The following is a 24832-nucleotide window of genomic DNA, read 5'->3' on the forward strand; positions in this document are numbered from 1 at the left end:
AGCTGGGCTTTAGGAGTCGCACTCCAGACAGACGGTGCCGAGCTTGGTCTCGTGTCCCATCTGCGAGCGGTGCTTCACGAGGAAGCAATTCACGCAGGTGAACTCGTCGGCCTGCGCGGGCAGAACGACGACATCAAGGTCCAGGTCGGACAGGTCGGCGCCCGGAAGGTCGAACCCACCGGGGTTGTCGGAGTCATCGACATCAACGCTGCCGGACATTTTGTCTGGCACACGTTCCTTGAGGGCCTCGATCGACTCAGAGTCGTCTTCAGTCTTTCGGGGTGCGTCGTAATCGGTTGCCATGCCCATCCATTTCAGTTACGCCGATAAACGAAATCGGCGGGCACAGTTTCCAACAATCCAGACGGAATAGCAAACCGTCCGCCAATGTTTTTATTCGGACACGAAGAAACAACTTGCGGCACGCCCGGCGTATTCCCGCAAAAAGGCATCAACCCGTGGCAGTCTTGCAGCCAACGGTAATCGCGAGAGGGCTTGTCTTCATGCAGGAATTGAAGGTTATTGGGGTTGAGAACGGTGCGCTGCTCGCAGCGTCCGAAGATGGCGACCGGTATCGCATCGCCATCGACGAGGTTCTCCAGTCCCGGCTTCGCCAAACCCAGACGGAACGTGTCAACGCTCCAAAACTGTCACCGCGGGAAGTCCAGGCGCACATTCGCTCCGGCATGTCCGCCGAGGATGTGGCCGCGGTCACTGGCGCATCGCTCGAGTACGTGCGGCGTTTCGAAGGCCCGGTCGTGGCCGAACGGGAGTACATCGTCTCCTCGGCGCTGAGTGTTCCGGTGCACACCGCCATCGATCCGGACCCGATCGACGAGAACGTCAACTTCGGTTCGGTTATTCGGGAACGCCTCGCCTCCCTCGGTGCCACCGGTGAGCGCTGGGCGAGTTGGAAGGAGCCCGGCGGCGGGTGGATCGTCAAGTTGTCGTTCACCGCCGACGAGATCGACCACGACGCCCGCTGGGGTTTCGAACCGAAGAAGAACTCCCTGTCTCCGGTCGGCAGCGAGGCCGTCGCACTGTCGCAGCAGGGCGAACTCAAGGGCTCCTTGATTCCGCGCCTGCGCGCCGTCGGCTCCGAGACGAGCGCCGCCGACGTGTCCCGGTTCGACAGCAACGCCTTCAACTTCAAGGAATCCCTCGCCGACGAGATTCTGAACGACACCAGCCCCAACCTGGAGGCAGTGCCGTACTCCCGCTCACTGAGCCGGGACGACGCGGTGTCGAAAGCTGCGATCAAGCGCGCTGCAGAGCCGGACTCGAACATGAGCGAAACCGCCGACCTGCTGGAGTCTCTGCGTCGCCGCCGCGGCGAACGCGAGGCGGCGTCGAGCGGGGTGACGGCATCCGTTTCGGTGCCCGCCCCAGCACAGCCGTTGCGCCCGCGTCGGGCGACGCCGGTCGACGCTGCACTCACGGATGCCGCGGTCACCGATGAGTCCAGTGCTGCTCCGGCCACCACACCGGAGCCAACCGGCAACGCCTGGGCCAACCAGGCCGCCAGGGCCCAGGAACGCACCAACCACGGTCGCACCACGCCCAAGCGCGGCCGAGCCTCGATGCCGAGCTGGGACGAGATCGTGTTCGGTGCCCGCACCGACGACGACCTCAGCTGAGCTGTAGCCGGCGTTCAGCCGGCCAGCCAGGCGTAGCGACGCTGCGGCCGGCCGGTCTGGCCGTAACGCAGGCTGACCACAGCCTGCCCTGTCGCCACGAAATACTCCAGATATTTGCGAGCGACTACGCGCGACAGGCCGAGCAGTTCGGCGCACTCCGAAGCGGCCAAGTCGGGGTCGCTGGCCGACAGGGCGGCAGCGGTCAGCGCTGCCGTCTCCTTGCTCAGGCCTTTCGGCAGCGCGGAGACCGCCTGGTCGATCGAAAGAGCGGATGCGCGCCCGAGCGCCTGGTCGAGATCGCTCTGGCTCAAATCACCGGTGCCACCGAGCAGTCGGCGCCGCTCGGCGTATCCGGCCAGCCGAGCTTGCAGCTCGGTGATCTTGAATGGTTTGAGCAGGTAGCTCACGATGCCGCCCTGCAGCGCCGCGGTGACCATTTCGGCCTCCCGGGCGGCGCTGAGCACGAGAAAGTCCACGCCGTGCCCGGCTTCGCGGGCCCGGCGGATCACGTCGAGCCCGGTCATATCGGGCAGGTACATGTCGAGGAGCACGAGGTGCGGGGCTTTGGCGGCGATCTGGACCAGCGCGTCCGACCCGGTCGCCGCAACACCGACCACGGTGAAACCACTCTGCTGGGCCACAATGCGTTCGTGGGCGCGCGCCACCATGAAATCGTCGTCGACGACGAGCACATCACACACGGGTCTGTTCCTCGTTCTCGACCAATTCGGCCGTGCCGAACGGCAGCACGGCCTCGAACACGGTGCCCTGATCGGCCCGATAGCCCACCGTGCCCCCGCGACGCGTCGCGACGAGGCGCACGATAGCGAGTCCGTAACCATGGGCGTCTCCCCCGGCGAGTGCCGATTTGCTCGTGACTCCCACCTCGAACACCCGGTCGACGAGTGCGGCGTCGATCCCCGGCCCTGAGTCACTCACCGTCACCAGCACGGCAGCCGCTGCACCAGGGCTCGCCCGCACATCGAGCCGGACCCCACGTTCCCTGGCCCCAGTGACGGCATCCAGGGCGTTGTCGATCAGGTTTCCGATCACGGTAACGAGGTCGGCGGAGAGCTCGGCGTCGACCCGGCCGAGGTTCGATTCGGGCGATAAGACAAGCGTCGCGCCGCGTTCACGGGCCAGGGACGTCTTGGCGATTACGAGCGCGGCTACCGCCGGCTCCTGCAGGCGCGTCAACACCGAATTGTCGAGCTCGGTGCGGTCACGGGTGACGGCGTCAACGTATTCCACCGCCGCTTCGGTGTCGCCGAGCTGCATGAGCATCGAAATGGTGTGCAGCCGGTTGGCGAACTCGTGGGTCTGCGCGCGCAGGGTGTCGGTGGCCTGTCGGCTGCTGCCCAGGTCGTGCTGCAGCGTGACCAGCTCGGTGCGGTCACGCAGGGTCGTCACAACCTCCGGCCGCGACCGAGGCGGGTGGATAAGCGTCTGGTTGAGCACGAGCAGCACCCCGCGGTTCACGAACACCGTATCGATCTCACCGACCTCCTGCGGGCGCAGCGCCCGCACCGCCTCGTCGTCGAGGCCCACCGTGTCGATCGCCCGGCCTTCTGCATCAGCCGGCAGACCGAGCAGGGTGCGGGCGCTGTCGTTGGCGAGTGTGATGAGCCCGTCGGTGTCGACGGCGATCATTCCCTCCCGGATGCCGTGGATCATGGCATCCCGGTGCTCCACCAGCCGGCCGATCTGCTCCGGCTCGAGCCCGAGCGTCTGCCGTTTCACCCGCGCGGCCAGCAGCAGCGACCCCGTCACGCCGAGCACCCCCGCCACCCCGACATAGGTCAGCAGGTTCGGCACCGCGCTCGCGAGCAGATCGGCTAGGGCTGGGAACTGGCGGGCGGCGACCACGGACCCCACGACCGCCCCGGTTTTGGACAGCACCGGCACCTGCGCGACCACGTAATCATTGGTGCCGATCGGCGCGATGCCGGCCCACGCGGCGTCCGACTCGTCGGGCGTCGGGTCGATAGCCAGGTCGGTGGTGAGCAGCCGCGGATCGGCGGGTGAGGCGATCACGCGGCCGTCAACATCCGTTACGAGCAGCTGGTCTACCCCCGTGGTGGTACGGAGGGACTCGACCGGCACCGAAAACTGCTGGGGCACCGCCTTACTGGAGAGCAGGCTGCGTACGAGCGGATTGGCCGCCGCGTATTCGGCAACCGTGAGCATGCGACGTTGAGCACCGCTCTCGAAGCTGCTGCGGGTCTGTTCGAGTGAGATGGCCGTGACAGCGACCAGAACGAGCCCGATCAGGCTGAGTTGAAACAGCAAGAGCTGGCGGGTGAGGCTGAGACGGCTCGAACGGATGCCCGACCCGCGCCGGGTCAGCTGCTCTCGATCGTCTTTGGCCATATGAAATAGTGCCCCATGCAAGGGGCAAACCGAAATCACTGTTTGCAACCGCAAGCTACACAACGTTCACTAAGGCCACAAGTTGTGTCCGACCGGCCCACCACGCAGGCTGAACTCGGCCAGCAAAGAGGCTCGCCAGAAATCGAAGAGGATTCAAGCATGCCAATCACAGCACGCACCATGCGTTCACGCCGCACGGCCAGCACCGTTGTTCTCGCCGGGGTCGTGGCACTCGCCCTCAGCGCCTGCGGAGTCACGAGCGCGAAGAACACCGAGGCCGCCGACAGCGGCCCGATCGAAAACCTGCAGGTCATGATCCCCAATGCCGCGGGCAGCGGCTATGACGTCACCGGCCGCGCCGCGGTCAAGGTGATGGACGACCTGGGCCTGGCCACCGGTACAGAGGTCACCAACTTGGCCGGTGCCGGCGGAACCGTGGGCCTCGCCCGCACCCTGACCGAAACCGGTAACGCCAACTTTCTGCTCATGATGGGGCTCGGCGTGGTCGGCGCCGCGTACACCAACGAGGGCGATGCCAAGGTCGCCGACGCGACCCCGATCGCCGGACTCATCGAAGAAGCCGGCGCCATCTTCGTCGCCGCGGACTCCCCCTACCAAACCATCGACGACCTCGTCACCGCGTGGAAAGCGGACCCGGCCACCTTCGCCGTCGGCGGCGGTTCCTCCCCGGGCGGCCCGGACCACCTCCTGCCGATGCAGCTCGCGGATGCCATTGGCATCGACCCGACAACGGTCAACTACGTGGCCTACGACGGCGGTGGCGAACTGCTGCCGGCCATCCTCGGCGGCAAGCTGCAGTTCGGCGCCTCGGGTTACGGTGAATTTCTGGAACAGGTGAAGTCGGGCGACCTGCGGGTACTCGCCGTCACGAGCGAGGAGCGCGTTCCCGTCATCGACGCCCCCACCCTCACCGAAGAGGGCATCGACCTGGTCTTCACGAACTGGCGCGGACTTTTGGCCGCACCCGGACTGACCGACGATGAAATCGCGCGCCTCGTCGACGCCGTCACCGCCATGCACGACAGCCCCGAGTGGAAGCAGGTTCTGGTCGACAACAGCTGGACCGACGCATTCATCACCGGCGACGACTTCAGCACCTTCCTGACCGAGCAGGACACCCGCGTCGCCGACGTGCTGAAGACCCTGGGCCTAGTCTAAGAATGACCGCCCCCACTACAGACGCAGAATCCGGGCTACGAGGACGCCTGCAGGCTCGCCTGCACGGTCGCTCCGAGCTCGGAGTCGCCGCCCTGCTCGCCGTAATCGCGATCGTGATCGCGGTCGATACCGCGAACATCCGTCACACTGCCATCAACGCCGGCGTGATGGGACCGCAGGTCGTTCCCACGATCATCGCGATCGGCCTGGGCCTGTGTGCGATCGCCCTCGCCATCTCTGTACTGCGGGGCGGCCACGCCCAGGCCGAAGACGGTGAGGACATCGACCTCACGCAGAAGGCCCACTGGCCGACCGTGTTCGGCCTCGGTGGCCTCATTCTCGTCTTTGCCCTCACGATGGACTTTCTCGGTTTCGTGATCGGCAGCGCGCTGCTGTTCTGCGGCTCCGCCCTGCTGCTCGGCTCAAGGCGCTTCATTTGGGCGCTCGTGATCGGCATCCTTCTGGCTGTTGGCACGTTCTACGGCTTCGTACTGGGCCTCGGCATCAATCTGCCGGCCGGCCTGTTGACGGGAATTCTCTAAATGGACAACCTCACCCTTCTGATGGAGGGGTTCGGCAACGCGCTGACCCTGCAGAACCTGCTGTTCGCCCTCATCGGCGTGCTGCTCGGCACCGCCGTCGGCGTGCTGCCGGGCATCGGCCCGGCCATGACCGTTGCCCTGCTGCTGCCGCTCACCTACGCGCTCGACGTGACCGGGTCGCTCATCATGTTCGCCGGCATCTACTACGGCGGCATGTACGGCGGGTCGACGACCTCGATTCTGCTCAACACCCCGGGCGAATCCTCCTCGGTCGTTACTGCGCTCGAAGGCAACAAGATGGCCAAGGCCGGCCGCGGTGCACAGGCGTTGGCGACGGCCGCCATCGGCTCATTCGTGGCTGGCACGCTCGCCACCGGCGCCCTCGTCTTCGTCGCCCCCTTCGTCGTGGCGGTCGCGATCGGGCTTGGAGCTCCTTCGTACTTCGCAATGATGGTCTTCGCTTTTGTCGCGGTGAGTACCGTGCTCGGTTCGAGTCGAATTCGTGGCCTGGCCTCGCTGTTCATTGGCTTGACCATCGGCCTGGTCGGCCTCGACAAAACGTCCGGTCAGGCGCGACTGACCTTCGGACAGCCGCTGCTCTCCGAAGGCATCGACGTCGTCGTTATTGCCGTCGCCCTGTTCGCGGTCGGTGAAGCGCTCTGGATTGCCGCGCACCTGCGGCACGGCACCCCCGCGACCATCCCGGTCGGGGTACCGTGGATGCGCAAGGACGACTGGAAGCGCTCCTGGAAGCCGTGGTTGCGCGGGACGGTTATCGGCTTTCCATTCGGGGCCATTCCGGCCGGCGGCGCCGAGATCCCCACCTTCTTGTCCTATGTGACGGAAAAGAAGCTGTCCAAGCATCCGGAGCAGTTTGGCCACGGCGCCATCGAGGGTGTGGCCGGGCCGGAAGCAGCCAACAACGCCTCTGCCGCCGGAACGCTCGTGCCACTGCTCACCCTCGGTCTGCCCACCACGGCGACCGCCGCCGTGATGATCGCGGCGTTCAACCAGTACGGCATCCACCCCGGTCCGCTGCTGTTCCAGACCGAACCCGTTCTGGTGTGGACCCTGATCGCGAGCCTGTTCATCGGCAACACACTGCTGCTGGCGCTCAACCTGCCGCTCGCACCGCTCTGGGCCAAGCTCCTGCGCATCCCGCGGCCGTATCTCTATGCTGGCATCCTGTTCTTCGCGACCCTCGGCGCCTACGCGGCCGGCATGCAGACCTTCAACATTCTGATCCTGCTGCTGCTCGGTGCGCTCGGCTACATGGCCCGCCGCTTCGGGTTTCCGGTGCTGCCGATCATCGTCGGCGCCATCCTCGGCCCGGAGATGGAACGCCAGCTGCGCCGCGCACTGCAGATCAGCGCCGGAGACCCGGCCGCTCTGCTGAGCGAACCGCTTGCGGTTGTCATGTACACCGCGATCGTGCTGTTCCTCGTGGTTCCGCCCGTGATCAAGGCGCTGCGCCAGCGGTTCGGTCGAGGGGCCGGACCGACCGACGGGCCTCCGGAGGACCAATTCGATGCCTTCGGCACCCAGACCTCCGATGGCAGTGCCCGGGTGATTCGGGCGGTGCGCCCGAGTCGGCGCGGAAACTAGCACAACCGGCTACGACGGCGCGGGAGTCGGCATACTGGTATCATGCCAGCTGCCCTCTCCCGCGCCGACGTCGTTCGCCTTCGCCTCGGAGCCCAGGGGCTGGCCGGGCAACCGCTGGCCGATGCGATCGCGGTCACCGAGCGGATGCTCGCGGTGCAGGCCCGTGATCTCCGCGGAGAACCTCCTGCGGGTCGTGCCGGGGCTGAACGGCATCTTTGTGCCGCTCGTGGTCACGAACGGGCAGATCGTGGGCACCTGGCGCAAGAAGATTGCGGCGTCGGGGGTCACCTGCGAGGCCTCGCTGTTCGAGGAGCCGAACACTGCCGCGGCACGGACGCGGGCGGAGAAGACCCAGCGCGACTTCGAACGGGCCGTCGCCGACTACGCCCGGTTTCTCGAGCTGCCGGTTCGGCCGGAACCGACTCCGAACCGGTAAAAGCCGGCATCCGTCTCACTCTGCGGTCTACGGGTTAGCCTTGACCAGTGAAACTAACCTCGGCCCTGCGCATCTCCAAACGACTCCCGATGCTGCAGGTCGTCAAGATGGCCGTCGCCGTCGGACTGGCCTGGCTCGCCTCCCAGTTGCTCCTGCCGAGCGACCTGCCCATTTTCGCTGCGATCGCAGCCCTGCTCGTGGTGCAGCCGAGCGTCAACCAGACCCTCGGCCGCGCGATCGAACGCACCGCCGGGGTCGTCGGTGGCGTCATCATCGCCTCCTCGATCGGGTTCTTCCTGGGCCAGTCCAGCTGGGTCGTGCTCGGCACGATCGTGGTGAGCATCCTCGTAGCCTGGGCGCTGCGACTCTCCCCGGTGTCGGCAAGCCAAATTCCGATCAGCGCCATGCTCGTGCTCGCCCTCGGTGCCACGACGCCCGGCTACGCCCTCGACCGCATCATTGAGACCTTCATCGGCGCCGGAATCGCCCTGATCATCAATGCGCTCATCGTTCCCCCGGTGCTGGTCGCGCCCGCGCGCGACGCCGTCGGCCTGCTGGCACGCGAGCTGGCAGACACTTTCGATCGCATCGCCGAGGCCCTGCGCACCCCGCAGACCCCGATCGACCTGATGGAACTGATGATCAAGGCCCGGCTGCTGCGGCCGATGCTGGTGTCGGCGGAGAAGGCCATCGCCCAGGCCGAGGAGAGCCTCATGCTCAACCCGCGCAAGGCCAAGCTGCGGGTAGCACTCGACGCCGATCACGACATGATCGAGCGGTTGCCGACGCTTGTGACGCGCGCGATCGGCATGACCCGGGCCCTGCACGATCATTACGACGAGTCGCTGCAGTACGAGCCGAGCGTTCAGGCCTTCTCCCGGGAGCTGGCGCGGGCGGCGCACGACCTCGCGCTGCTCGCCCGAGCCGAGGGCGACCTCTCGGTCGTGCCGGAACCGCCGGCGCCCGAAGTTCTCGCCCTGACCGCGCCGCTGCGCATCGTGACGCCGCACCCCGACCACTGGATTCTGATCGGTTCGCTCATGGAAGACCTACGCCGGGTGCGCGAGGAGATCGTCGGCGACCGCGCCTGAACGCGGTCGCACTGGCCGCGCGGCCATGAGCGTGCCCGAAACGGGTGACCGCTACGGCGGTTCCGTAGCGGCCACCCAGTATCGGGCGCGGCCGCGAATGAGCGACGCCGAAGCGGGCGCGGTCGGACCCGCTAGAGCACCTTGGAGAGGAAGTCCTGGGTGCGCGGTTGTTGCGGGTTGCCGAATAGCTCGGCCGGGGTGCCCTCCTCGACGATGACGCCGTCGGCCATGAAGATGACCCGGTCGGCGACCTCGCGGGCGAATCCCATCTCGTGGGTGACGACGACCATGGTCATGCCCTCGGCGGCGAGGTCCCGGATAACCTGCAGTACTTCGCCGACCATTTCGGGGTCGAGCGCGCTCGTCGCCTCGTCGAACAGCATGATGTCGGGGTTCACGGCGAGCGACCGGGCGATCGCAACGCGCTGCTTCTGGCCGCCGGACAGCTGCGCGGGGCGAGCCGTCGCTTTGTCGGCGAGGCCTACCCGGTCGAGCAGTTTCAGGGCGGTGGCGCGGGCATCCGCTGTGGATTCCTTCTTCAGCTCGACCGGGGCCAGCATGATGTTCTGCAGCACGGTCATGTGCGGAAACAGGTTGAAGTGCTGGAAGACCATGCCGATGTGCTGACGCACCTCATTGAGATCGACCGTCTTGTCGCTCAGGTTGAAGCCGTCGACGATGACCGTGCCGGCGCTCAGCTCATCGAGCTTGTTCAGGCAGCGCAGAAAAGTGGACTTGCCGGAACCCGACGGGCCGATCACGCAGACGACCTCGCCCTCGATAATCTCGACGTCGAGGCCCTTGAGCACCTCGTTGGAGCCGAACGACTTGCGGAGACCACGTACTGAAATCTTGCTGACGCTGATCTTGCTCATTTGTTGAACCTCTTGTCGAGCTTGTTGGAGAGCATGGTGAGCAGGTTGATGACGATGAAGTACAGCGCGGCCACGATCAGCAGGGTCTCACCGGTGCGGAAGTTCGCGGCGTAGATCTGCTGGCCCTGGTAGGTGAGTTCGGCGAATCCGATCACGGCCAGGAGCGAGGTGTCTTTCAGGGTCATCACGAACTGGTTGATGAAGGACGGCGTCATGATTTTCACGGCCTGCGGCAGTACGACGCGGCGCATGGTGGTCACGTAGCCGAGACCGAGGCTGCGGCCGGCTTCGGTCTGGCCGGGGTCGACTGACTGGATGCCGCCGCGCACGATTTCGGTCATGTAGGCACCGGCGTTGAGGCTCAGGGTGAGCACACCGGCGGTGAGCACGTCGATGGACTGCCCGGTGAGCTGCGGCAGGCCGAAGTAGAAGAAGAACGCCTGCACCAGCAGCGGCGTGCCACGGAAGATGCTGACGTAGACGCTCGCGATGCCGCGCAGCACGCGGCTCTCCGAGACCTTGAAGAATCCGAACAGCACGCCCAGCACGAGGGCGATCACGATGGAGAGGGCGGTCGCGAGCAGGGTGAGCCCGAGACCCTTCATCAGGGCCGGCAGGCTGTCGCTGAGCAGGCCGAAGAAGCCTGATGACGCGGCCGGTGCTGGCTGCTCCAGGTAGGTGTCGAGAATGTCCTGGTACTCGCCGCTGGTCTTCAGTTCGGCGAGGCCGGTGTTGAATGCGGCGAGGAGTTCGGGGTTCTGGTCCTTGTTGACGGCGAAGCCGTAGGAGCTGCCCTGCTCCTTCTCGGTGACCGACTTCAGGCCGTTGTTCTGATTGATGCCGTAGGCGAGCACCGGATAGTCGTCGAAGACCGCAACGGAGTTGCCGGCCTTGACGTCGTCGTACATCGTTGCCGAGTCGGCCAGAGCCTTGACCGTGAAGCCGTACTCGTCCTTGATCGAATTGGCGAAGGTCTCGCCCTCACTGCCCCGCTTGGCGACGACGTTCTCGCCGGCCAGGTCGGCGTACCCGGTGATCTTCGTGTTGTCTTCGGCGACGGCCATCTGCACGCCGGAGTCGAAGTACGGGTCGGAGAAGTCGAAGATGAGCCGCCGTTCATCGGTGATCGACATACCGGCGATGACGCCGTCGACCTGGTTGGACTGCAACGCTTGCAGAGCGGCGTCGAAGCCGAGCGACTTGATCTCGACGGTGAAACCCTGGTTCTTCGCGATGTCGCGAATGAGATCCATGTCGATGCCGGTCAGTTCACCGTCTTTGCGGTACTCGAACGGCGCAAAGGTCGTATCGGTTCCGATGACGTAGGTTTCGCCGGTGACCTCGGTGTTCGGTTGGGCCTGGGGCTGGCTGGCGGCTGCGGCGCTGATGCCGACGAATCCGCCGGCGAGAGCCAGCAGCGCCGTGACGGCGACCGTGAGCTTTGCCGCCCGGAATTTAGTTATTTTGCGCAAAGGAGAGCCATTTCTTGTCGTACGATCTGATCGCACCTAGCGGCCAGAGGGGTATTTCGCGCCGATCGACGCTGATCAACCGGGTAGCGGATGCTGCACACCCTGTCGAACGAGCCTACCTTGGGGTGCGCGCCGCTCAGGTTTTCAGCGGACCTCCGGCCGGTCAGGCATGTGTCTACGAGCTGACGGCAGCCTGCGCATCGATCCAGAGGCCCAAGAGCACCGCTGCCGCGGGGCCGGTGCTCGCCTCACGAAAGCCGGTGCCGGCCCAGAGAGCGAGGCCGTGGGGGTCGCCGCGACGGGCGGCATCCGCTCGGAGGCCCTTGGTGAGGTGATGCACCTGCGGATACTCGTGCGGCGCGCTGGCATCGTGGGCGGTGATGAACGCGTTGCTCAGGCCTCGCGCCGGCCGGCCGGAAAAGGCCCGGGTGATAACGGTCTCGGTGAAGCGCGGCTCGAGGAGGGCGCTCTGGTGCGCCGGGTTCGCGCCCGACTCGTCGGTACGAAGGAACGCCGTGCCGAGTTGCACGGCCGCGGCGCCGTTGGCCAGCAGCGACGCGATCTGCCCGCCAGAGTGGATGCCGCCCGCCGCGATCAGCGGCAGCGTCACGACCTCGCGAATCGCGATCAACAGCTCCCCCAGTGCCAGGGTGCCCGGTTCGTCGCTCGTCGTGAATGTTGCCCGGTGCCCACCGGATTCCGGCCCCTGCACGCAGAGCGCGTCGACGCCACGGTCCACGGCCTGCAGGGCTTCGGCCACCGATGTCACGGTGGCGATCAGGAACGAACCGGCCGCGTGCATCCGCTCTGCTGCATCGCGCGGCGGCAGGCCGAAGGTGAAGGAGACCACGGGGACCCGGTGCTCGATGACCACGGCCACCTTCTCAGCGAACCAATCGTCGTCGGCGTCGGCGATCTCGCCGAACGTGGCGGCGGGGTACTCGCGAGCCAGCGCGTCGCGGTAGGTCTCGACGGCGGCGCGGTCGGTCAACGGTGGCTGCGGAATGAACAGGTTGACGCCGAACGCGTGGTCGGTGCGCTGCTGCACGTCGACGATCTGCTCTGCGAGAGCCTCTGGCGTCTTGTAGCCGCCGGCCAGAAAGCCCAGACCGCCGGCCTCACTGACGGCACGGGCGAGGTTCGGAGTCGAGGCTCCGCCGGCCATCGGGGCTGCAATGATAGGAATCTCAAGGGCTGTCAGGGTGAACACGGGGCTCCTCAATAGATTAGACCGCTGTTCCAGCAGCTGGAATGATGATCTATTTGGCGTCGGACTGCGGCGGCGGGCCCGAATCAGCCGTTCCCCTCTTGCACCTTGGCACAGATCGGGGCGGTGCCACGACCGCTGGGGCATCCTCTCTAGAGTCGTACCGACCGGGCCGCCGCTTCCAGCCGTTCCCGATAAGCCTGCCACCAGGCACCATCACCGGGCGGGAGGTTGCTATTGTCGGCGCGCAGGCCGATAGCGCCGTCGATGAGTTCGCGCACGATGTCGGCGTGCCCAGCGTGCCGGTGCGTCTCGGCGATGATGTGCACGACAATCTGGTGCAGCGTCACGTTGCTGCGCTCCGGCGGCCACCAGGCCACGCGTCCCGGCGCGTTGAGCGGCAGCGCCTCGATGGTGGCGGCGGAGTGCTCGCCGACCCTACGGAACAGGTCGATCACCCAGCCCCTGGATTGCTCGGGCGTTGCCCACATATCCGCATTGATCTCGGCCTCATCGTCGAGCCAGGGCAGCGCCTCCCGGAACGGTCGCCCGAAGGTGTCGCCCAAGTAGCCGGCCTCGACGCTCGCGACGTGTTTGATCAGGCCCAGGAGGTTGGTGCCGGTCGGCACGAGCGGGCGCCGCACGTCGTACTCGCTGAGCCCGTCGAGCTTCCAGATGAGGGCCTCACGACCAGAAGCCAGGTAGTGCAGCAGCGTCGTCTTCTCCGCAGAATCGTCCATGTCCTTAGCTTTGCAGCATGCCTCGGTCCCGCATAGGCCGGAAGCGGACGCCTGCCGTCGCCATCACCCGGTCGGGCGCGAAATCTGCGTACTATCTGACAACAGGCTGTTCACTCAGGAGGCTCCCATGTCGTTTCAGGCTTACCTCGACGCGATCGAGGAGAAGACCGGGCTGACGCCGCGCACCCTGGTCGGCATCGCCCACCAACGGGGTTTCGATGACCCAGCGACGAAGGCCGGCACCATCATCGACTGGCTCAAGTCCGATTACGGTCTGGGGCGCGGCCACGCGATGGCGCTCGTCAACGTGATCAAGAACGGCACAACGATCAGCGAGAAGCACGTCGGAACCGACGGCGTGCACCGCGACGAGTCCGTCGAACTGTGGCTCGACGGCAAGTCCTCCCACCCGGCGTGACTCCTACGAGGGGGCGCGGTCGGGCTCACCGACGCGGGGAACGTTCGCGGGGCGAGACGACACGTTCGGCCCCATGGACGTTGGACGTCAACGTCGAGACGACAACTTCGGCCCCGTGGCCAGGGACAGCACGGGACCGAAGTTGTCATCTCGCGGTGCCTCAACTCGACGGCAGGTCAGGCAGCTCGAGACCCGTAGCTTTTAAAACATGAATACCGTCTCCGTCTCCCCCGGCGTGCTCGAGTGGGTCGCCCGGCAGCTCGCCGTCAGCGAGCTGCACTGGGTGCGCACGCTTCCCGGCGGCACCCACGCCACAACGAACGTCGTCGGAACAGTCGATGGCGCCGAGTTCGTGCTGCGCGAGTTCCCGCCCGGTGACAACGCTGTGCGCCGCGAGATTCAGGTGCTTGCAGGGCTGGGCGATCTTGGTGAGCTGGCACCGCAACTGCTCGCCGCCGACCCAGACGGCACGGCGAAAGTTGACGGGATACCGAACGGATGCCCGCTCATCGTCACGACGCTGCTTCCGGGTCGGGCTTCGATTACCCCGCAGGACCCGCAGGACTTCGCCCGGCAACTCGGGCAGGCGCTTGCGCGCATCCACTCTATGGCCGTTGACTCGTCGCTCCCCGAGCTGTTCACCGAGCCAGCGGCCACGTCACCGATGCACCCGGTCTGGACAGAGCTCCACGACGAACCGCGAGTGCTCACCCACAACGACTTCTGGTCGGGCAATACTGTCTGGCATGAGGGCCACCTCACCGGGATCGTGGATTGGTCGGGAGCCGGCCGCGCGCCGCGCGGCTACGACCTGGCCTGGTGCCGCCAGGACCTCGTGTTTCTCTACGACGTGACCGTGGCCGAGGAATTCACCCGCGCCTACGACGATGCCTTCGGCTCCCCCACCCCCGAAGTTGCCCGCTGGGACCAGTTCGCCGCCCTGAAGGCCTACCCCCGGGTGGAAACCTGGGCGCCCAACTATCAGGACCTCGGTCGCATCGACCTGGATGGTGCCGGGTTGCGTCGACGCCTGACCGAATGGATACTCCTGCTGGCTCGTTAACGAAGCAGGGCCCCACCGAAGTGGGGCCCTGCTCACGAGAAAACTACGCGTTACGCGTTGAGCGCGGCCTGCAGTTCGAGGGTGATCGTGACCTTGTCGCCGAGCAGCATGCCGCCGGTTTCGAGGGCAGCGTTGTAGGTGAGGCCGAAGTCTTCGCGGTTGACCTCGGTCTTGGCCGTGGCGCCGAACTTGTAGTTGCCGTAGGGGTCTCCGCCGAAGCCGCCGAACTCGAACTCGAAGGTGGCCGGCTTGGTGACGCCCTTGATGGTGATGTTGCCGTCGACAAGGTACTCGTCCTTGACCACGCGCACGCCGGTCGACACGAAGCCGATGGTCGGGTAGGTCTCGGCGTCGAAGAAGTCGCCAGTGCGCAAGTGACCGTCGCGGCCCGGCTCGTTGGTGTTGATCGAGACAACCTGGGCGGACGCGGTGACGCTCGTCTGGAGCGGGTTCTCGCCGGTGACGAAAGTGGCGTCGAAGTCGTCGAAGGTGCCCTTGACCTTGCTGATGACGATGTGGCGAATGCTGAAACTGACGGAGCTGTGGGTCTTGTCGATGGTCCAGGTTCCGGCCTTGTAGCCCGGGATGCTCAGTACGTTGGTGTCGCTCATAAAAGTTCTCCTCAAGTGTGTGGGCCCAGGATTTGTCGCCCTCGGGTACATGCAAGCGCATAGAAGACGGTGGTATTCCCCAAAAGACAAATATTCATGTCCCCCTATTCGGGCGTTCAGACGAGACCTAAACTCAGCCCGACCGAATAGGCTCACCCTGTCACGGGGTTCTGCGTGTTTATTGGGAGGTAGCTGTGAGACAACGAGGCGCACCGAACATGCAGGGGGTCGCTGGCGAGGGCATCCTGATCGCTGCCGGAGGCCGCGCCATCCTGCTGCAGCTGGCCAATCCGGCGATCGGACACGGTGTGGCCGACCACAGCAACTTCGCTGCCCGGCCGCTCGACCGACTGAACGGCACCCTCAGCTACGTCTACGCGATCGTGTTCGGCGATGCCGACCAGGCCGAAGCGATGACCGCACGGGTCAACCACGCGCACGGTCCGGTGCATTCGCGCGGCACGACCCCTGAGTACAACGCATTCACCCCCGAACTGCAGCTCTGGGTCGCCGCAACGCTGTACGAATCGGCCACCCACCTGCACGGCCTGGTCTACGGGCCCCTCGATGACGACACCGCCGATGCGGTTTACCGGGAGTATTCACGCCTGGGTACGTCGCTGCAGGTGCCGCCGGAGCTCTGGCCGAGCGACCGGGCAGCATTCGGCCGCTATTGGACTGAGCAGTTGACGCTCCTCACCACGGATGCCGCCACCCGCACCGTCGCACACGACCTGTTGCACTCCCGCAGGGCGCCGCTCTGGTATCGCGCCGCCCTCCCCCTGGCCCGTCTGATGACCGCCGGGTTACTCCCCCCGCACGTTCGCACACTCTTCCAACTGCCGTGGTCGACCCGGCGGCAGCGACGATTTGAGCGGGTGCTGGGCGGCATCCGCTTGATCTATCCGCGGCTGCCTCAAGCGCTGCGACACTGGCCGAAGAATCACTACCTGCGCGCCCTCCACGCTTCCGCGCTGGCGCCGGTAGTGTGAAAACTCATGACGCAACCGCAGACTCCCCACCCCGGACTCGACAGCACCGATCGCCAGATCATCGCCGAGCTCAGCCGTGACGCCCGCCTTTCCATGCGCCAGCTGGCCCTGCAGGTGCACATCTCGCGCACCGCAGCCCACACCCGGGTACAGAAGCTGATCAACCACGGCGTGATCACCGGGTTCGGCGCCCAGACTGACCGCAAGGCGCTCGGTCTCAACGTGTCAGCGCTGGTCGTCGTGAAGATCGGCGACGTGGCCTGGGGTGAAATTGCCGCGCAGCTTGCGCAACTGCCCTTCGTCGAGAAGGCACAGGCCGTGAGCGGCGACATCGACATTATTCTCACCGTCAGCGCGCCCGATCACGAGCAGCTCAGCCAGGCCATCCTCCGCGATATCCACACCATGCCGGGAGTGATCTCGACCCGGTCACACCTGATTCTCGACGAAATCACCGGGCACGCTCCCGGAGCCACCCCGGACGCCTGGCACTAATTCACGATTCCAGAACGCCGTTTGGCCGCCGTCTGGCAGCGGATCGGCCAATCGTTCACAACTGCGAAAAAGCGCAGCCGCGCCGGTAAAAAGGGCGCACCATTGCCTGATGAGCCTCAATGTCGAGAACCCGAGCCTGACCGCCGAGTTGGCACCCCCACCCCTGCGTCTGATCGACGATCAGGGCCGTGCGGCCCCCCAGAACGAGAGCGGCGGCTTCGCCCTCCCACCCGTGGAGACCCTTCTCGATCTGTACCGCCAGATGGTCGTGGCCCGCCGATTCGACGTGCAGGTGACCGCCCTCACCCGGCAGGGCCGCCTGGCCACCTACCCGTCCGCGCTCGGGCAGGAGGCCTGCGAGATCGCCGCCGTCGCGTCGCTCGCCCCGCAGGACTGGTTGTTTCCCACCTACCGCGACAGCATCGCGCTGCTCACGCGCGGCGTCGAGCCGAAGGATATTCTCGCCTCGTTCCGCGGCGACTGGCACAGCGGTTACGACTACCAGCAGCACCGTATCGCCCCGCAGGCCACGCCGCTCGCCACCCAGGCACTACACGCTGTTGGCCTCGCCACCGCCGCGAAGCTCAAGCGCGACGACACCGTGGCCCTCACCCTGCTCGGTGACGGTGCCACGAGCGAGGGCGACGCCCACGAGGCATTCAACTTCGCCGCCGTCTGGCAGGCCCCGGTGGTCTTCGTCGTGCAGAACAACCAGTTCGCCATCAGCGTGCCGCTCGACAAGCAGATGGCCTGCCGCACCATCGCCGACAAGGCGATCGGCTACGGCATGCCCGGCTACTACGTGGACGGCAACGACGTCGCGGCCATGTACGCCGTCGTGTCGGCGGCCATGGACCGTGCCCGCAGCGGCGGCGGCCCCACGCTCATTGAAGGCCTCACCTACCGCATCGAAGCCCACACCAACTCGGATGACCCCACCCGCTACCGCAAGACCGCCGACGTCGACCTGTGGCGCAGCCGCGATCCAATCGAACGCCTGGAAAAGTATCTCGTCGCCCAGGGCGCACTCACCGAGGAGGTGCGGGCGTTGATTCTGGCCGCCGCCGAGGATCTCGCTACGACCACTCGCGAGTGCATGACCGAGCAGGCGGTCATCGACCCGCTCGAACTGTTCGAGCACGTCTATTCCACCCCGCGGGCCGCCCTGGCCGAGCAGCGCACCTTTCTGGCGGCCGAACTCGACGGCGATGCCGCAGCATCCGCTATTGCTAACGAAGAGAGCATCCGATGAGCCCGCAGCAGACCCTGGAGACGGGCACCGCCGTGCGCGCGCCCGAAAGCCTCACCATGGCCGCGGCGCTCAATGCGGCCATTCGCGACGCGATGGTCGACGACCCGACGGTCGTTCTGTTCGGCGAAGACGTCGGACCGCTCGGCGGCGTGTTCCGGGTCACCGACGGGCTCTACGCTGAATTCGGCGAGACCCGGGTGAGCGACTCACCGCTGGCCGAGGCCGGCATCGTCGGCACCGCGATCGGCATGGCCATGTACGGCCTGCGCCCGGTAGTGGAGATGCAGTTCGACGCGTTCAGCTACCCGGCGTTCCAGCAGATCGTGTCGCACGTGGCGAAGATGCGCAACCGCACGCGCGGCAAGATCCCGCTGCCAATCGTCATCCGTATTCCCTACGCCGGCGACATCGGCGGCGTCGAGCACCACTCCGACTCCTCCGAGGCCTACTGGACGGCAACGCCAGGACTCACCGTGGTGAGCCCGTCGAACCCGGCCGACGCCTATTCCATGCTGCGCGACGCCATTCGCAGCGACGACCCGGTCATTTTCATGGAGCCGAAGAGTCGCTACTGGAGCAAGGCTTCCCTCGCGCTGCCGGTGCAGACCGAGCCCTTGAACCAGGCCGTCGTGCTGCGGGAGGGCACCGACGTCACGCTCATCGCGTACGGTCCGACCGTGAAAACGGCTCTCGCCACCGCCGAGCAGGCCGTGGCCGAGGGACTCTCGATCGAGGTCATCGACCTGCGCTCGTTGTCGCCGTTCGACGACGAGACGGTGGGGGCATCCGTTCGTAAAACCGGTCGCGCCGCCATCGTGCACGAGGCCGCGCAGTTCGGCGGCTACGGCGCCGAAGTCGCCGCGCGCCTGACCGAGCGCAACTTCTTCTACCTGGCCGCGCCCATTCTGCGCATCACCGGCTTCGACATTCCGTACCCGTCGCCCAAGCTCGAGGAGTACTTCTTGCCCACCCCCGACCGTATTCTGGCCGCACTCTCCACCTGGGAGTGGTCCTGATGAGCCGCGAGTTTCTGCTGCCCGACCTCGGCGAGGGTCTCACCGAAGCCGAGATCGTGGCCTGGTTGGTCGCTCCCGGTGACACGATCGTCATCGACCAGGCCGTGGTCGAGGTCGAATCGGCCAAGTCCATCGTGGAGCTGCCGTCGCCCTACGGCGGAGTCGTGGCGAGCTTGTTCGGTGAGCCCGGGCAGGTCATCCACGCCGGGCAGGTGCTGTTGACGGTTGCCGATGCCGCCACCGATGTGTCCGCGGCTGGCGCCACTGTGGGAGTTCCCGTCGCCGCGGCGCCGAACAGTACCTTGTCCGAAGGTTCCGGCGCGGTTCTCGTGGGTTACGGCACCACCGAGAGCACCCGGCCGCCGCGCACGGTGGCCGCCGGTCGATTCGGCACGGTCTCCACAGCGGATGCCGTGGCCCGGCTGAAAGCACCAACGCCCACGCCGATTCCCGCGGCGGTCGAACCGGTCCGTATCGATGCGGCCCGCCGCTCCCCCGTCGTGTCGCCGATCGTGCGCCGACTCGCACGAGAGAATGGGTTCGACGCGAGCATGCTCGCCGGCAGCGGCCAGAACGATCTGGTGCTGCGCAGCGATGTTGAGGACTACATTCGAGCGTTGACGACGTCCGCGTTGACCACGTCGGAGCCGCCTACGTCCGCGCCGCCCGTTCTCGTGGTTGCGGCGACGGGTGCGGCGGCCAGCGCAACGCCGGCCGGTCGCGACGACGTGAGCGCCGACATCCGGATTCCTATTTCCGGTCTGCGCAAGGTCGTCGCACAGCGGCTGACCACGTCCCGGCGGGAGATCCCCGAGGCCACCATCTGGCTCGATGTCGACGCGACCGCCCTGTTCGCAGCGCGAGATCAGCTGCTCACAGCCACCGGCGAACGATTCAGCGTGACGGCGCTCATCGCGCGTTTCGTCGTGGCCGGCCTGCGGCAGTTTCCGGTGCTCAATTCCTCGGTCGACACCGCGAGCCAGGAGATCCTGCAGCACGGCGCCGTGAACCTCGGCATTGCCGCGCAAACCTCGCGCGGGCTGATGGTTCCGGTCATCCACGGTGCACACGCGATGAGCACCCGGCAGTTGCGCGACGCCATCGCCGCCCTCGTGGCCCAATCCCAGGGCGGCACCTTCGCGCCGAGTGCGCTGACCGGCGGAACGTTCACGCTGAACAACTTCGGGTCGCTCGGCGTCGACGGTTCGGCGGCGATCATCAACCATCCGGAGGCGGCGATCCTCGGCATCGGGCGCATGATCGAACGCCCCTGGGTCATCGACCACGCACTCGCGGTGCGTACCGTCGTTGAGCTGTCGATGGTGTTCGATCACCGCGTCTGCGACGGCGGAACCGCTGCGGGGTTTCTCACCTACGTGGCCCGTTGCATCGAAAACCCGGTGAGCCTGCTCGCCGATCTGTAGGGGCACAGAAAGGAACACCTTCGCATGGGGCATGCGAAGGTGTTCCTGTTGTCCTCGACGGCGCGGGGGACGCCGGGAGGATGAGCGGGGTGATGCGGTGAATCAGACGCCGACGGCGTTTGTGGCCCGCTGGCCGCGAACCGGGGTGACGCGCACACTGGTGTGGTCGCATCCGGAACACTTGAGAATGTAGACGGGAAGTGAATTGCGCTCGGCGTGGGCGGGATTCGGGCTCAGTCGGGCTTTCGAACGGCAGAAGGGGCAAGTGAGTGTCATGCGATCTCCGAATGTGCCGTTGTTTGGGGCACGTTCTCAGTGTGTCGCCTGCCGGATCGGTCCCCTAGGGCCAAAGGTCCCGTACTGCTACAGGATCAGCCACGGGGTGCGTTAGCGTGGTCGGATGAGGGGAATCCGCCGCGGCCAGTTCACACCCGCGCTGGCTCCGTTCGTGCTTCCGGCCGCTGTCGGGCTGGTGACAACCGCGCTGTTCACCGTGTTCTCGGCCCTGCAGTGGCGCAGTTTCGCCGCACAGTCCTGGGACCTGGGAATCTTCACCCAGCTGGCTCGCCAGTACGCGGCGCTCGAGGCGCCCATTGTCACGATCAAGGGCGAGGGCTTCAACCTGCTCGGTGATCATTTTCATCCGCTCCTGGTGTTGCTCGGCCCCATTTTCGTAGTCTTCCCGCACGCGTTCACCCTGCTGGTGGTGCAGAACGCGCTGTTCGGCCTTGCCGCCGCCGCCCTCACCTACGCGGCCGTTCGGCTGCTCGGCCGACTCACCGGCACGCTGTTCGGGCTGGCCTTCGCGTTCAGCTGGGGACTGCAGGGGGCGGTCGAGGCGCAGTTCCATGAGATTGCCTTCGCCGTTCCGCTGCTGGCGCTGTCGCTGTGCGCCTTTCTGGGGCGCCAGTGGGTGGCCTGCCTGCTCTGGGCGATGCCGCTCGTGTTCGTGAAGGAAGACCTCGGACTCACCGTGGCCGCCCTGGGCATCGTGCTGGCCGTGCGCAGCCGGCATCCGCTCGGCGTGTGGCTGGCCGTCTGGGGCGTGGGCTGGTTCGCCCTGGCCAGCCTGGTCATTCTGCCGCTGCTCAACCCGAACGGCGCCTGGGCCTATTCGAGCAGCATCGACCTGCTCGGCATTCTGCAGAACCCGGCCGCATTATTTCAGCCGCAGAAGAGCGTGACTCTGCTTCTGCTGGTCGTAGCGGGCGGGCTCATCGCGGTGCGGTCGCCGCTGGCGCTCGTGCTGCTGCCCACTCTGGCCTGGCGGTTCCTGTCGGAGAATTCGGGCTACTGGGGTCCGACCTGGCAGTACAGCGCCGTGCTGATGCCCATCCTGTTTGCTGCCGTGCTCGATGGAATCGCGCTCGCTCGCGGCAGCCTGCGGGGCTGGCTGCGCGGATACGGGCGGCTGGCGGCATCCGTTTCGATTGTCGCAGCGCTCGTGCTCGCCACGACGCTGCCGCTGTTCAAACTGGCGGATGTCCCGGCCCATTTTTCGACGCATCGCGCCGCCGATGCGACCGCCGCACTGCAGGTTGTGCCCGACGGGGCGCTGGTCGAATCAGACATCGGGCTGATGAACTATCTCGTCGAACGAACGGATGTCTATTGGCTCGGCAATAAGAATCCGCTGCCGGATTACCTCGTGATCGATCTTGCCGCCGGCGGTCTGCCCGCCGAGTGGACGTCGGCGCAGGTGGTGGGCGAGGCGCTGCACCCCGGAGTGGAATTCACCACGATCTATGCCGCCGGCGGGTACGAGGTGGCGCGCCGCGACGCCAATGCGCCCTGATCCCCTTGCGTCCATTCCCCACGCTGTACTTCGCGACCCCCGGCACCGTGGACGGGGCCCGGGCCCCGTCCACGGGCCCAGTTTAAAAACTGAGCCCCGGGCCATAAGGTGGGCCTGGGCGCTAGTGCGCCGTCGGGTTCGCGGCCCTCAGGCCGGTCAACAGAGCCGCGGCGGCCTGCGGGTCGTCGACGGTCACGGCAAACTGGTTACCACGCCGCAGATTCACCACGAGGGCTGGCCCGCCACGCATGACCACGGCCGAGCGTCCGCCGGTCAGTCGGTATCCCCAGCCACCGGAGTAAAACGGGCTCACGGTCTCGGCGAACGCGGACTCCACCTGGTCGAGCGGCACCTGCTTCAAACGGATGCCCAGCAACCGCGACACCACGCGCAGCCCGCGGTGGTCCACGCTCACCCGAACCTGCACGAAGAGCAGCGTGACCGTGAGGATGAGAACGACAATCGCCACCGCCATGGCGCTGGCCGCGGCCGTACCGGTCAGCCCCTCGTCGCGCAGTTGGGCCGCGATTCCGATGGCCCCACCGAGCACGATGAGCCCACCGATCGTAGCCATGACCGGGCTCGTCACGACCTTGGTCCAGGTGGCGGCGGGATCGGCGGTCGCTGTCGCGGCGGTCGTCTCCGGGAGTTCCGTTACGGTCGCCGGCGTCACCCATTTCTGGGCAATCAGAAACGACAGCAGACCATACCCGCAGGCGGCGAAGGTGAGCAGCACCCAGGCGCCCATTTTCGGTTCCGCGGCTCCGGCAGCAACGGTGATGCCGGCCGTGGTCAGCCACAGGCTCGACGACAGCCCCGCAGCGAGGCCGAGCCCGAGGTAGGCCTGGCGGCGATTGGGCGCACCCCGCTCGCGGAGCCAGTAGGTGGCCAGACTGGCAGCACCCAGGCTCACCACGAGCGCAATCACGGCCATTCCCCAGGTGGGCATCGTCGAGCTCACCGCGCCGTCGCGCCCCCACTGCCGTGGCAGCACGCCCGGCAGGCGATCGATCCACAGCAGCCAGGTGACGACGACCGCCATGAAAGGCAGCCACAGAGTCAGCGCTGCAGCGATATCCCGCGGGCGGGTCGGCGCCGAACTGTTCACCAGTGTCATGAGGTCCCCCGATCGAGTGCGGGCAGACCAGTCCGCCCTCGCACTCCTTCCATCCAAGCACAGGCCTTTCCCGTGGCGAATTCCGCAAAAACGAACCGGCACAGACCAGAATCGCCCGTACCAGCGCCGCGCCTCCGGATTTCCTGAATTCGCCACCGAGATTCGTCGTGAGAACTCCGGCGGCCCAGGCGGGCTGGGCGGTCAGCGCTTGCGACGGGCGAGGAAGGCATCCATTCGGGTGAATTTGGCCTCCGATTCGAACAGAATGGACTGGGCCGTGTTATCGACGAGCGGATGCGCCGCGCGGGGAGCGTGGAACACCTCTTTGGCCAGCCGGGTCGCGAGGGGATCCTGCGCCGCAATACGGTCGGCCAGCGCGTGCGCGGCGGCCAGCAGGTCGTCGGGGTCGTGAACCTCGGTGACCAGGTGCACAGCAAGGCACTCCGCGGCGCCGAGGATGCGCCCGGCCAGGATGATCTCCTTGGCCACCGGCTCCCCGACCAGCTCGGCCAGGCGCCACAGCGCGCCGGCGGCGGGCAGGATGCCAAGCGCCGTCTCGGGGTTGCCGAGCCTGGCGCTCGTCGATGCGATCCGAAAGTCGGCCGCGTAGGCGAGTTCGGCGCCGCCGCCGAGCGCCCAGCCGTCGATGGCGGCGATGACCGGCATCGGCAGCTTCGCGATGCGGGAGAACAGCCCGGAGTTGATGCCGAGCAGCGCGTCATCGCGACGCCGTTCGCGCAGCTGGGCGATGTCGGCGCCCGAGGCGAAGACACCGTTCGCGCCACTGATGATCAGGATGCGAGGCTGCTGCTCGAGCTCGGCGCAGACCGCGTGCAGCTCGTCGATCATGGTCTGGTCGATGGCGTTGCGCACGTCGGGTCGGTTGAGTTCGACGTGCACCCGGTCGGCGCGGCGTTCAATCGTGAGGGTGGTCGGGGTACTCGTCATAGTGGGACGTCTCCATTGATGTCGGGGCGGGAATCGGGACTGGATTCGAGGTCGGGCGTGCCGGCCGGGAACACACGCTTGTAGCTGCGACCGTCGGGCAGGGTCACGGTGCGACTGACCAGGGTTCCGCGGCGCACCTGCAGATAGATGGCTTGGGCGCTCACTCCGCGCGCGGCCGCCGCCTCAGCGACGGACAGCCCGGGAAGGTCGGTGGGCACGCTGCTGGGCCGCACGGATCGTTTGCGGCCCGCTTCCAGGCGGGCACTGATCTCGTCGTCGGTGCCGCCCCAGCGCCATTTGGCCGCTGGTGCCTTGAGACCGGTCGCGTCGGCGATCTCGTCCCACGACGTATCTGCCGCGACAGCGTCACGCACGGCGGCGAGCGTGGCGGGGTCGTGTTCGAGCGCTGCTTGCAGAGCGCGGATGGCGCGCAGCCGTTCCAGGGGCGCGGCATCCGGTTGCAGGTTGAGCAGGTGCACGAGCGCGGTGGCTGTTGTCGGCGACAGAAACGATCCCATGCTTGGTCCTCTCTGCTGCCTGGTCGTGC

25 protein-coding genes are annotated in these 24832 nt (G+C 66.5%); 14 read left to right on the forward strand and 11 right to left on the reverse strand.

The features are described 5' to 3' along the window. Positions 1-9: 9 nt before the first annotated feature. Positions 10-303 carry a DUF4193 domain-containing protein gene (locus tag E3T29_RS03440; protein WP_092112645.1) on the reverse strand — a complete coding sequence of 98 codons (294 nt, stop codon included), beginning with the start codon at positions 301-303 and terminating at the stop codon, positions 10-12. 200 nt (positions 304-503) lie between these two features. Between E3T29_RS03440 and sepH the strand changes: the two genes are divergently transcribed. Then, positions 504-1637, forward strand: a complete 1134-nt coding sequence (gene sepH / locus E3T29_RS03445) for a septation protein SepH (RefSeq protein ID WP_134344061.1) — start codon at positions 504-506, stop codon at positions 1635-1637. 14 nt (positions 1638-1651) lie between these two features. Here the strand turns inward: sepH and E3T29_RS03450 are convergent, their stop codons facing one another. Next, positions 1652-2338, reverse strand: coding sequence for a response regulator (locus E3T29_RS03450; protein WP_166789792.1), 687 nt, complete (start codon positions 2336-2338; stop codon positions 1652-1654). Next, the gene (locus tag E3T29_RS03455) at positions 2331-4007 is read right to left on the reverse strand and encodes an ATP-binding protein (protein WP_134344063.1); all 1677 of its coding nucleotides are present in this window, start codon (positions 4005-4007) and stop codon (positions 2331-2333) included. Before E3T29_RS03455 ends, E3T29_RS03450 begins: the two co-directional genes overlap by 8 nt. Before the next feature lie 180 nt (positions 4008-4187). Here E3T29_RS03455 and E3T29_RS03460 point away from each other — a divergent pair, with 180 nt between their 5' ends. From E3T29_RS03460 to E3T29_RS03480, 5 genes are all read left to right on the forward strand, one after another. After that, the gene (locus tag E3T29_RS03460; RefSeq protein ID WP_134344411.1) at positions 4188-5186 is read left to right on the forward strand and encodes a tripartite tricarboxylate transporter substrate binding protein; all 999 of its coding nucleotides are present in this window, start codon (positions 4188-4190) and stop codon (positions 5184-5186) included. Between the two features lie 2 nt (positions 5187-5188). Continuing rightward, positions 5189-5728 (forward strand): tripartite tricarboxylate transporter TctB family protein, encoded by a 540-nt coding sequence (locus tag E3T29_RS03465; RefSeq protein WP_134344064.1) that lies wholly within the window; start codon positions 5189-5191, stop codon positions 5726-5728. Further along, positions 5729-7333, forward strand: coding sequence for a tripartite tricarboxylate transporter permease (locus E3T29_RS03470; protein ID WP_134344065.1), 1605 nt, complete (start codon positions 5729-5731; stop codon positions 7331-7333). A 163-nt stretch (positions 7334-7496) separates the two neighbouring features. After that, positions 7497-7769 (forward strand): DNA glycosylase AlkZ-like family protein, encoded by a 273-nt coding sequence (locus E3T29_RS03475; RefSeq protein WP_134344066.1) that lies wholly within the window; start codon positions 7497-7499, stop codon positions 7767-7769. A 47-nt stretch (positions 7770-7816) separates the two neighbouring features. Beyond that, positions 7817-8860 carry an aromatic acid exporter family protein gene (locus E3T29_RS03480; protein WP_134344067.1) on the forward strand — a complete coding sequence of 348 codons (1044 nt, stop codon included), beginning with the start codon at positions 7817-7819 and terminating at the stop codon, positions 8858-8860. Between the two features lie 131 nt (positions 8861-8991). On the opposite strand, the gene E3T29_RS03485 is transcribed toward E3T29_RS03480, so the two are convergent. From E3T29_RS03485 to E3T29_RS03500, 4 genes are all read right to left on the reverse strand, one after another. Beyond that, entirely contained in the window at positions 8992-9735 is a 744-nt protein-coding gene (locus E3T29_RS03485; protein WP_134344068.1) for an amino acid ABC transporter ATP-binding protein, read from the reverse strand. Next, the gene (locus E3T29_RS03490) at positions 9732-11207 is read right to left on the reverse strand and encodes an amino acid ABC transporter substrate-binding protein/permease (protein WP_241987611.1); all 1476 of its coding nucleotides are present in this window, start codon (positions 11205-11207) and stop codon (positions 9732-9734) included. Before E3T29_RS03490 ends, E3T29_RS03485 begins: the two co-directional genes overlap by 4 nt. Positions 11208-11382: 175 nt before the next feature. Further along, positions 11383-12417, reverse strand: a complete 1035-nt coding sequence (locus E3T29_RS03495) for a nitronate monooxygenase family protein (protein WP_241987612.1) — start codon at positions 12415-12417, stop codon at positions 11383-11385. A gap of 149 nt (positions 12418-12566) precedes the next feature. After that, entirely contained in the window at positions 12567-13154 is a 588-nt protein-coding gene (locus tag E3T29_RS03500) for a DinB family protein (protein WP_134344070.1), read from the reverse strand. 127 nt (positions 13155-13281) lie between these two features. Between E3T29_RS03500 and E3T29_RS03505 the strand changes: the two genes are divergently transcribed. Both E3T29_RS03505 and E3T29_RS03510 read left to right on the forward strand, forming a co-directional pair. Beyond that, a complete protein-coding gene (locus E3T29_RS03505) occupies positions 13282-13572 on the forward strand; it encodes a DUF4287 domain-containing protein (RefSeq protein WP_134344071.1) in 291 nt (96 codons plus the stop codon). Positions 13573-13780: 208 nt separating this feature from the next. Next, positions 13781-14635: a phosphotransferase family protein gene (locus tag E3T29_RS03510; protein ID WP_134344072.1), complete on the forward strand. Its 855-nt coding sequence runs from the start codon at positions 13781-13783 to the stop codon at positions 14633-14635. 50 nt (positions 14636-14685) lie between these two features. On the opposite strand, the gene E3T29_RS03515 is transcribed toward E3T29_RS03510, so the two are convergent. Continuing rightward, positions 14686-15246 carry a YceI family protein gene (locus E3T29_RS03515; protein ID WP_092339990.1) on the reverse strand — a complete coding sequence of 187 codons (561 nt, stop codon included), beginning with the start codon at positions 15244-15246 and terminating at the stop codon, positions 14686-14688. Positions 15247-15464: 218 nt separating this feature from the next. On the opposite strand from E3T29_RS03515, the gene E3T29_RS03520 reads away from it, so the two are divergent. The 6 genes from E3T29_RS03520 to E3T29_RS03545 all read left to right on the forward strand — a co-directional run bounded on the left by E3T29_RS03520 (position 15465) and on the right by E3T29_RS03545 (position 22220). Beyond that, complete coding sequence (locus tag E3T29_RS03520; RefSeq protein ID WP_134344073.1) at positions 15465-16238, forward strand: oxygenase MpaB family protein; 774 nt, start codon at positions 15465-15467, stop codon at positions 16236-16238. Positions 16239-16244: 6 nt separating this feature from the next. Continuing rightward, positions 16245-16733: an Lrp/AsnC family transcriptional regulator gene (locus tag E3T29_RS03525; protein WP_134344074.1), complete on the forward strand. Its 489-nt coding sequence runs from the start codon at positions 16245-16247 to the stop codon at positions 16731-16733. 109 nt (positions 16734-16842) lie between these two features. Continuing rightward, positions 16843-17985, forward strand: a complete 1143-nt coding sequence (gene pdhA, locus E3T29_RS03530; protein WP_134344075.1) for a pyruvate dehydrogenase (acetyl-transferring) E1 component subunit alpha — start codon at positions 16843-16845, stop codon at positions 17983-17985. Further along, a complete protein-coding gene (locus E3T29_RS03535) occupies positions 17982-19001 on the forward strand; it encodes an alpha-ketoacid dehydrogenase subunit beta (protein WP_134344076.1) in 1020 nt (339 codons plus the stop codon). The genes pdhA and E3T29_RS03535 overlap by 4 nt, the downstream gene beginning before the upstream one ends. Further along, complete coding sequence (locus E3T29_RS03540; RefSeq protein ID WP_134344077.1) at positions 19001-20425, forward strand: dihydrolipoamide acetyltransferase family protein; 1425 nt, start codon at positions 19001-19003, stop codon at positions 20423-20425. The genes E3T29_RS03535 and E3T29_RS03540 overlap by 1 nt, the downstream gene beginning before the upstream one ends. Before the next feature lie 400 nt (positions 20426-20825). After that, positions 20826-22220, forward strand: coding sequence for a DUF2079 domain-containing protein (locus E3T29_RS03545; RefSeq protein WP_134344078.1), 1395 nt, complete (start codon positions 20826-20828; stop codon positions 22218-22220). Positions 22221-22341: 121 nt separating this feature from the next. On the opposite strand, the gene E3T29_RS03550 is transcribed toward E3T29_RS03545, so the two are convergent. From E3T29_RS03550 to E3T29_RS03560, 3 genes are all read right to left on the reverse strand, one after another. Then, positions 22342-23337, reverse strand: a complete 996-nt coding sequence (locus E3T29_RS03550) for a hypothetical protein (RefSeq protein ID WP_134344079.1) — start codon at positions 23335-23337, stop codon at positions 22342-22344. A gap of 201 nt (positions 23338-23538) precedes the next feature. Continuing rightward, complete coding sequence (locus tag E3T29_RS03555; protein ID WP_134344080.1) at positions 23539-24285, reverse strand: enoyl-CoA hydratase/isomerase family protein; 747 nt, start codon at positions 24283-24285, stop codon at positions 23539-23541. After that, complete coding sequence (locus E3T29_RS03560; RefSeq protein WP_134344081.1) at positions 24282-24803, reverse strand: hypothetical protein; 522 nt, start codon at positions 24801-24803, stop codon at positions 24282-24284. Before E3T29_RS03560 ends, E3T29_RS03555 begins: the two co-directional genes overlap by 4 nt. Positions 24804-24832 lie beyond the last annotated feature (29 nt).

It is taken from the genome of Cryobacterium sp. TMT1-66-1 (genome assembly GCF_004403435.1).
GTDB lineage: Bacteria > Actinomycetota > Actinomycetes > Actinomycetales > Microbacteriaceae > Cryobacterium > Cryobacterium flavum.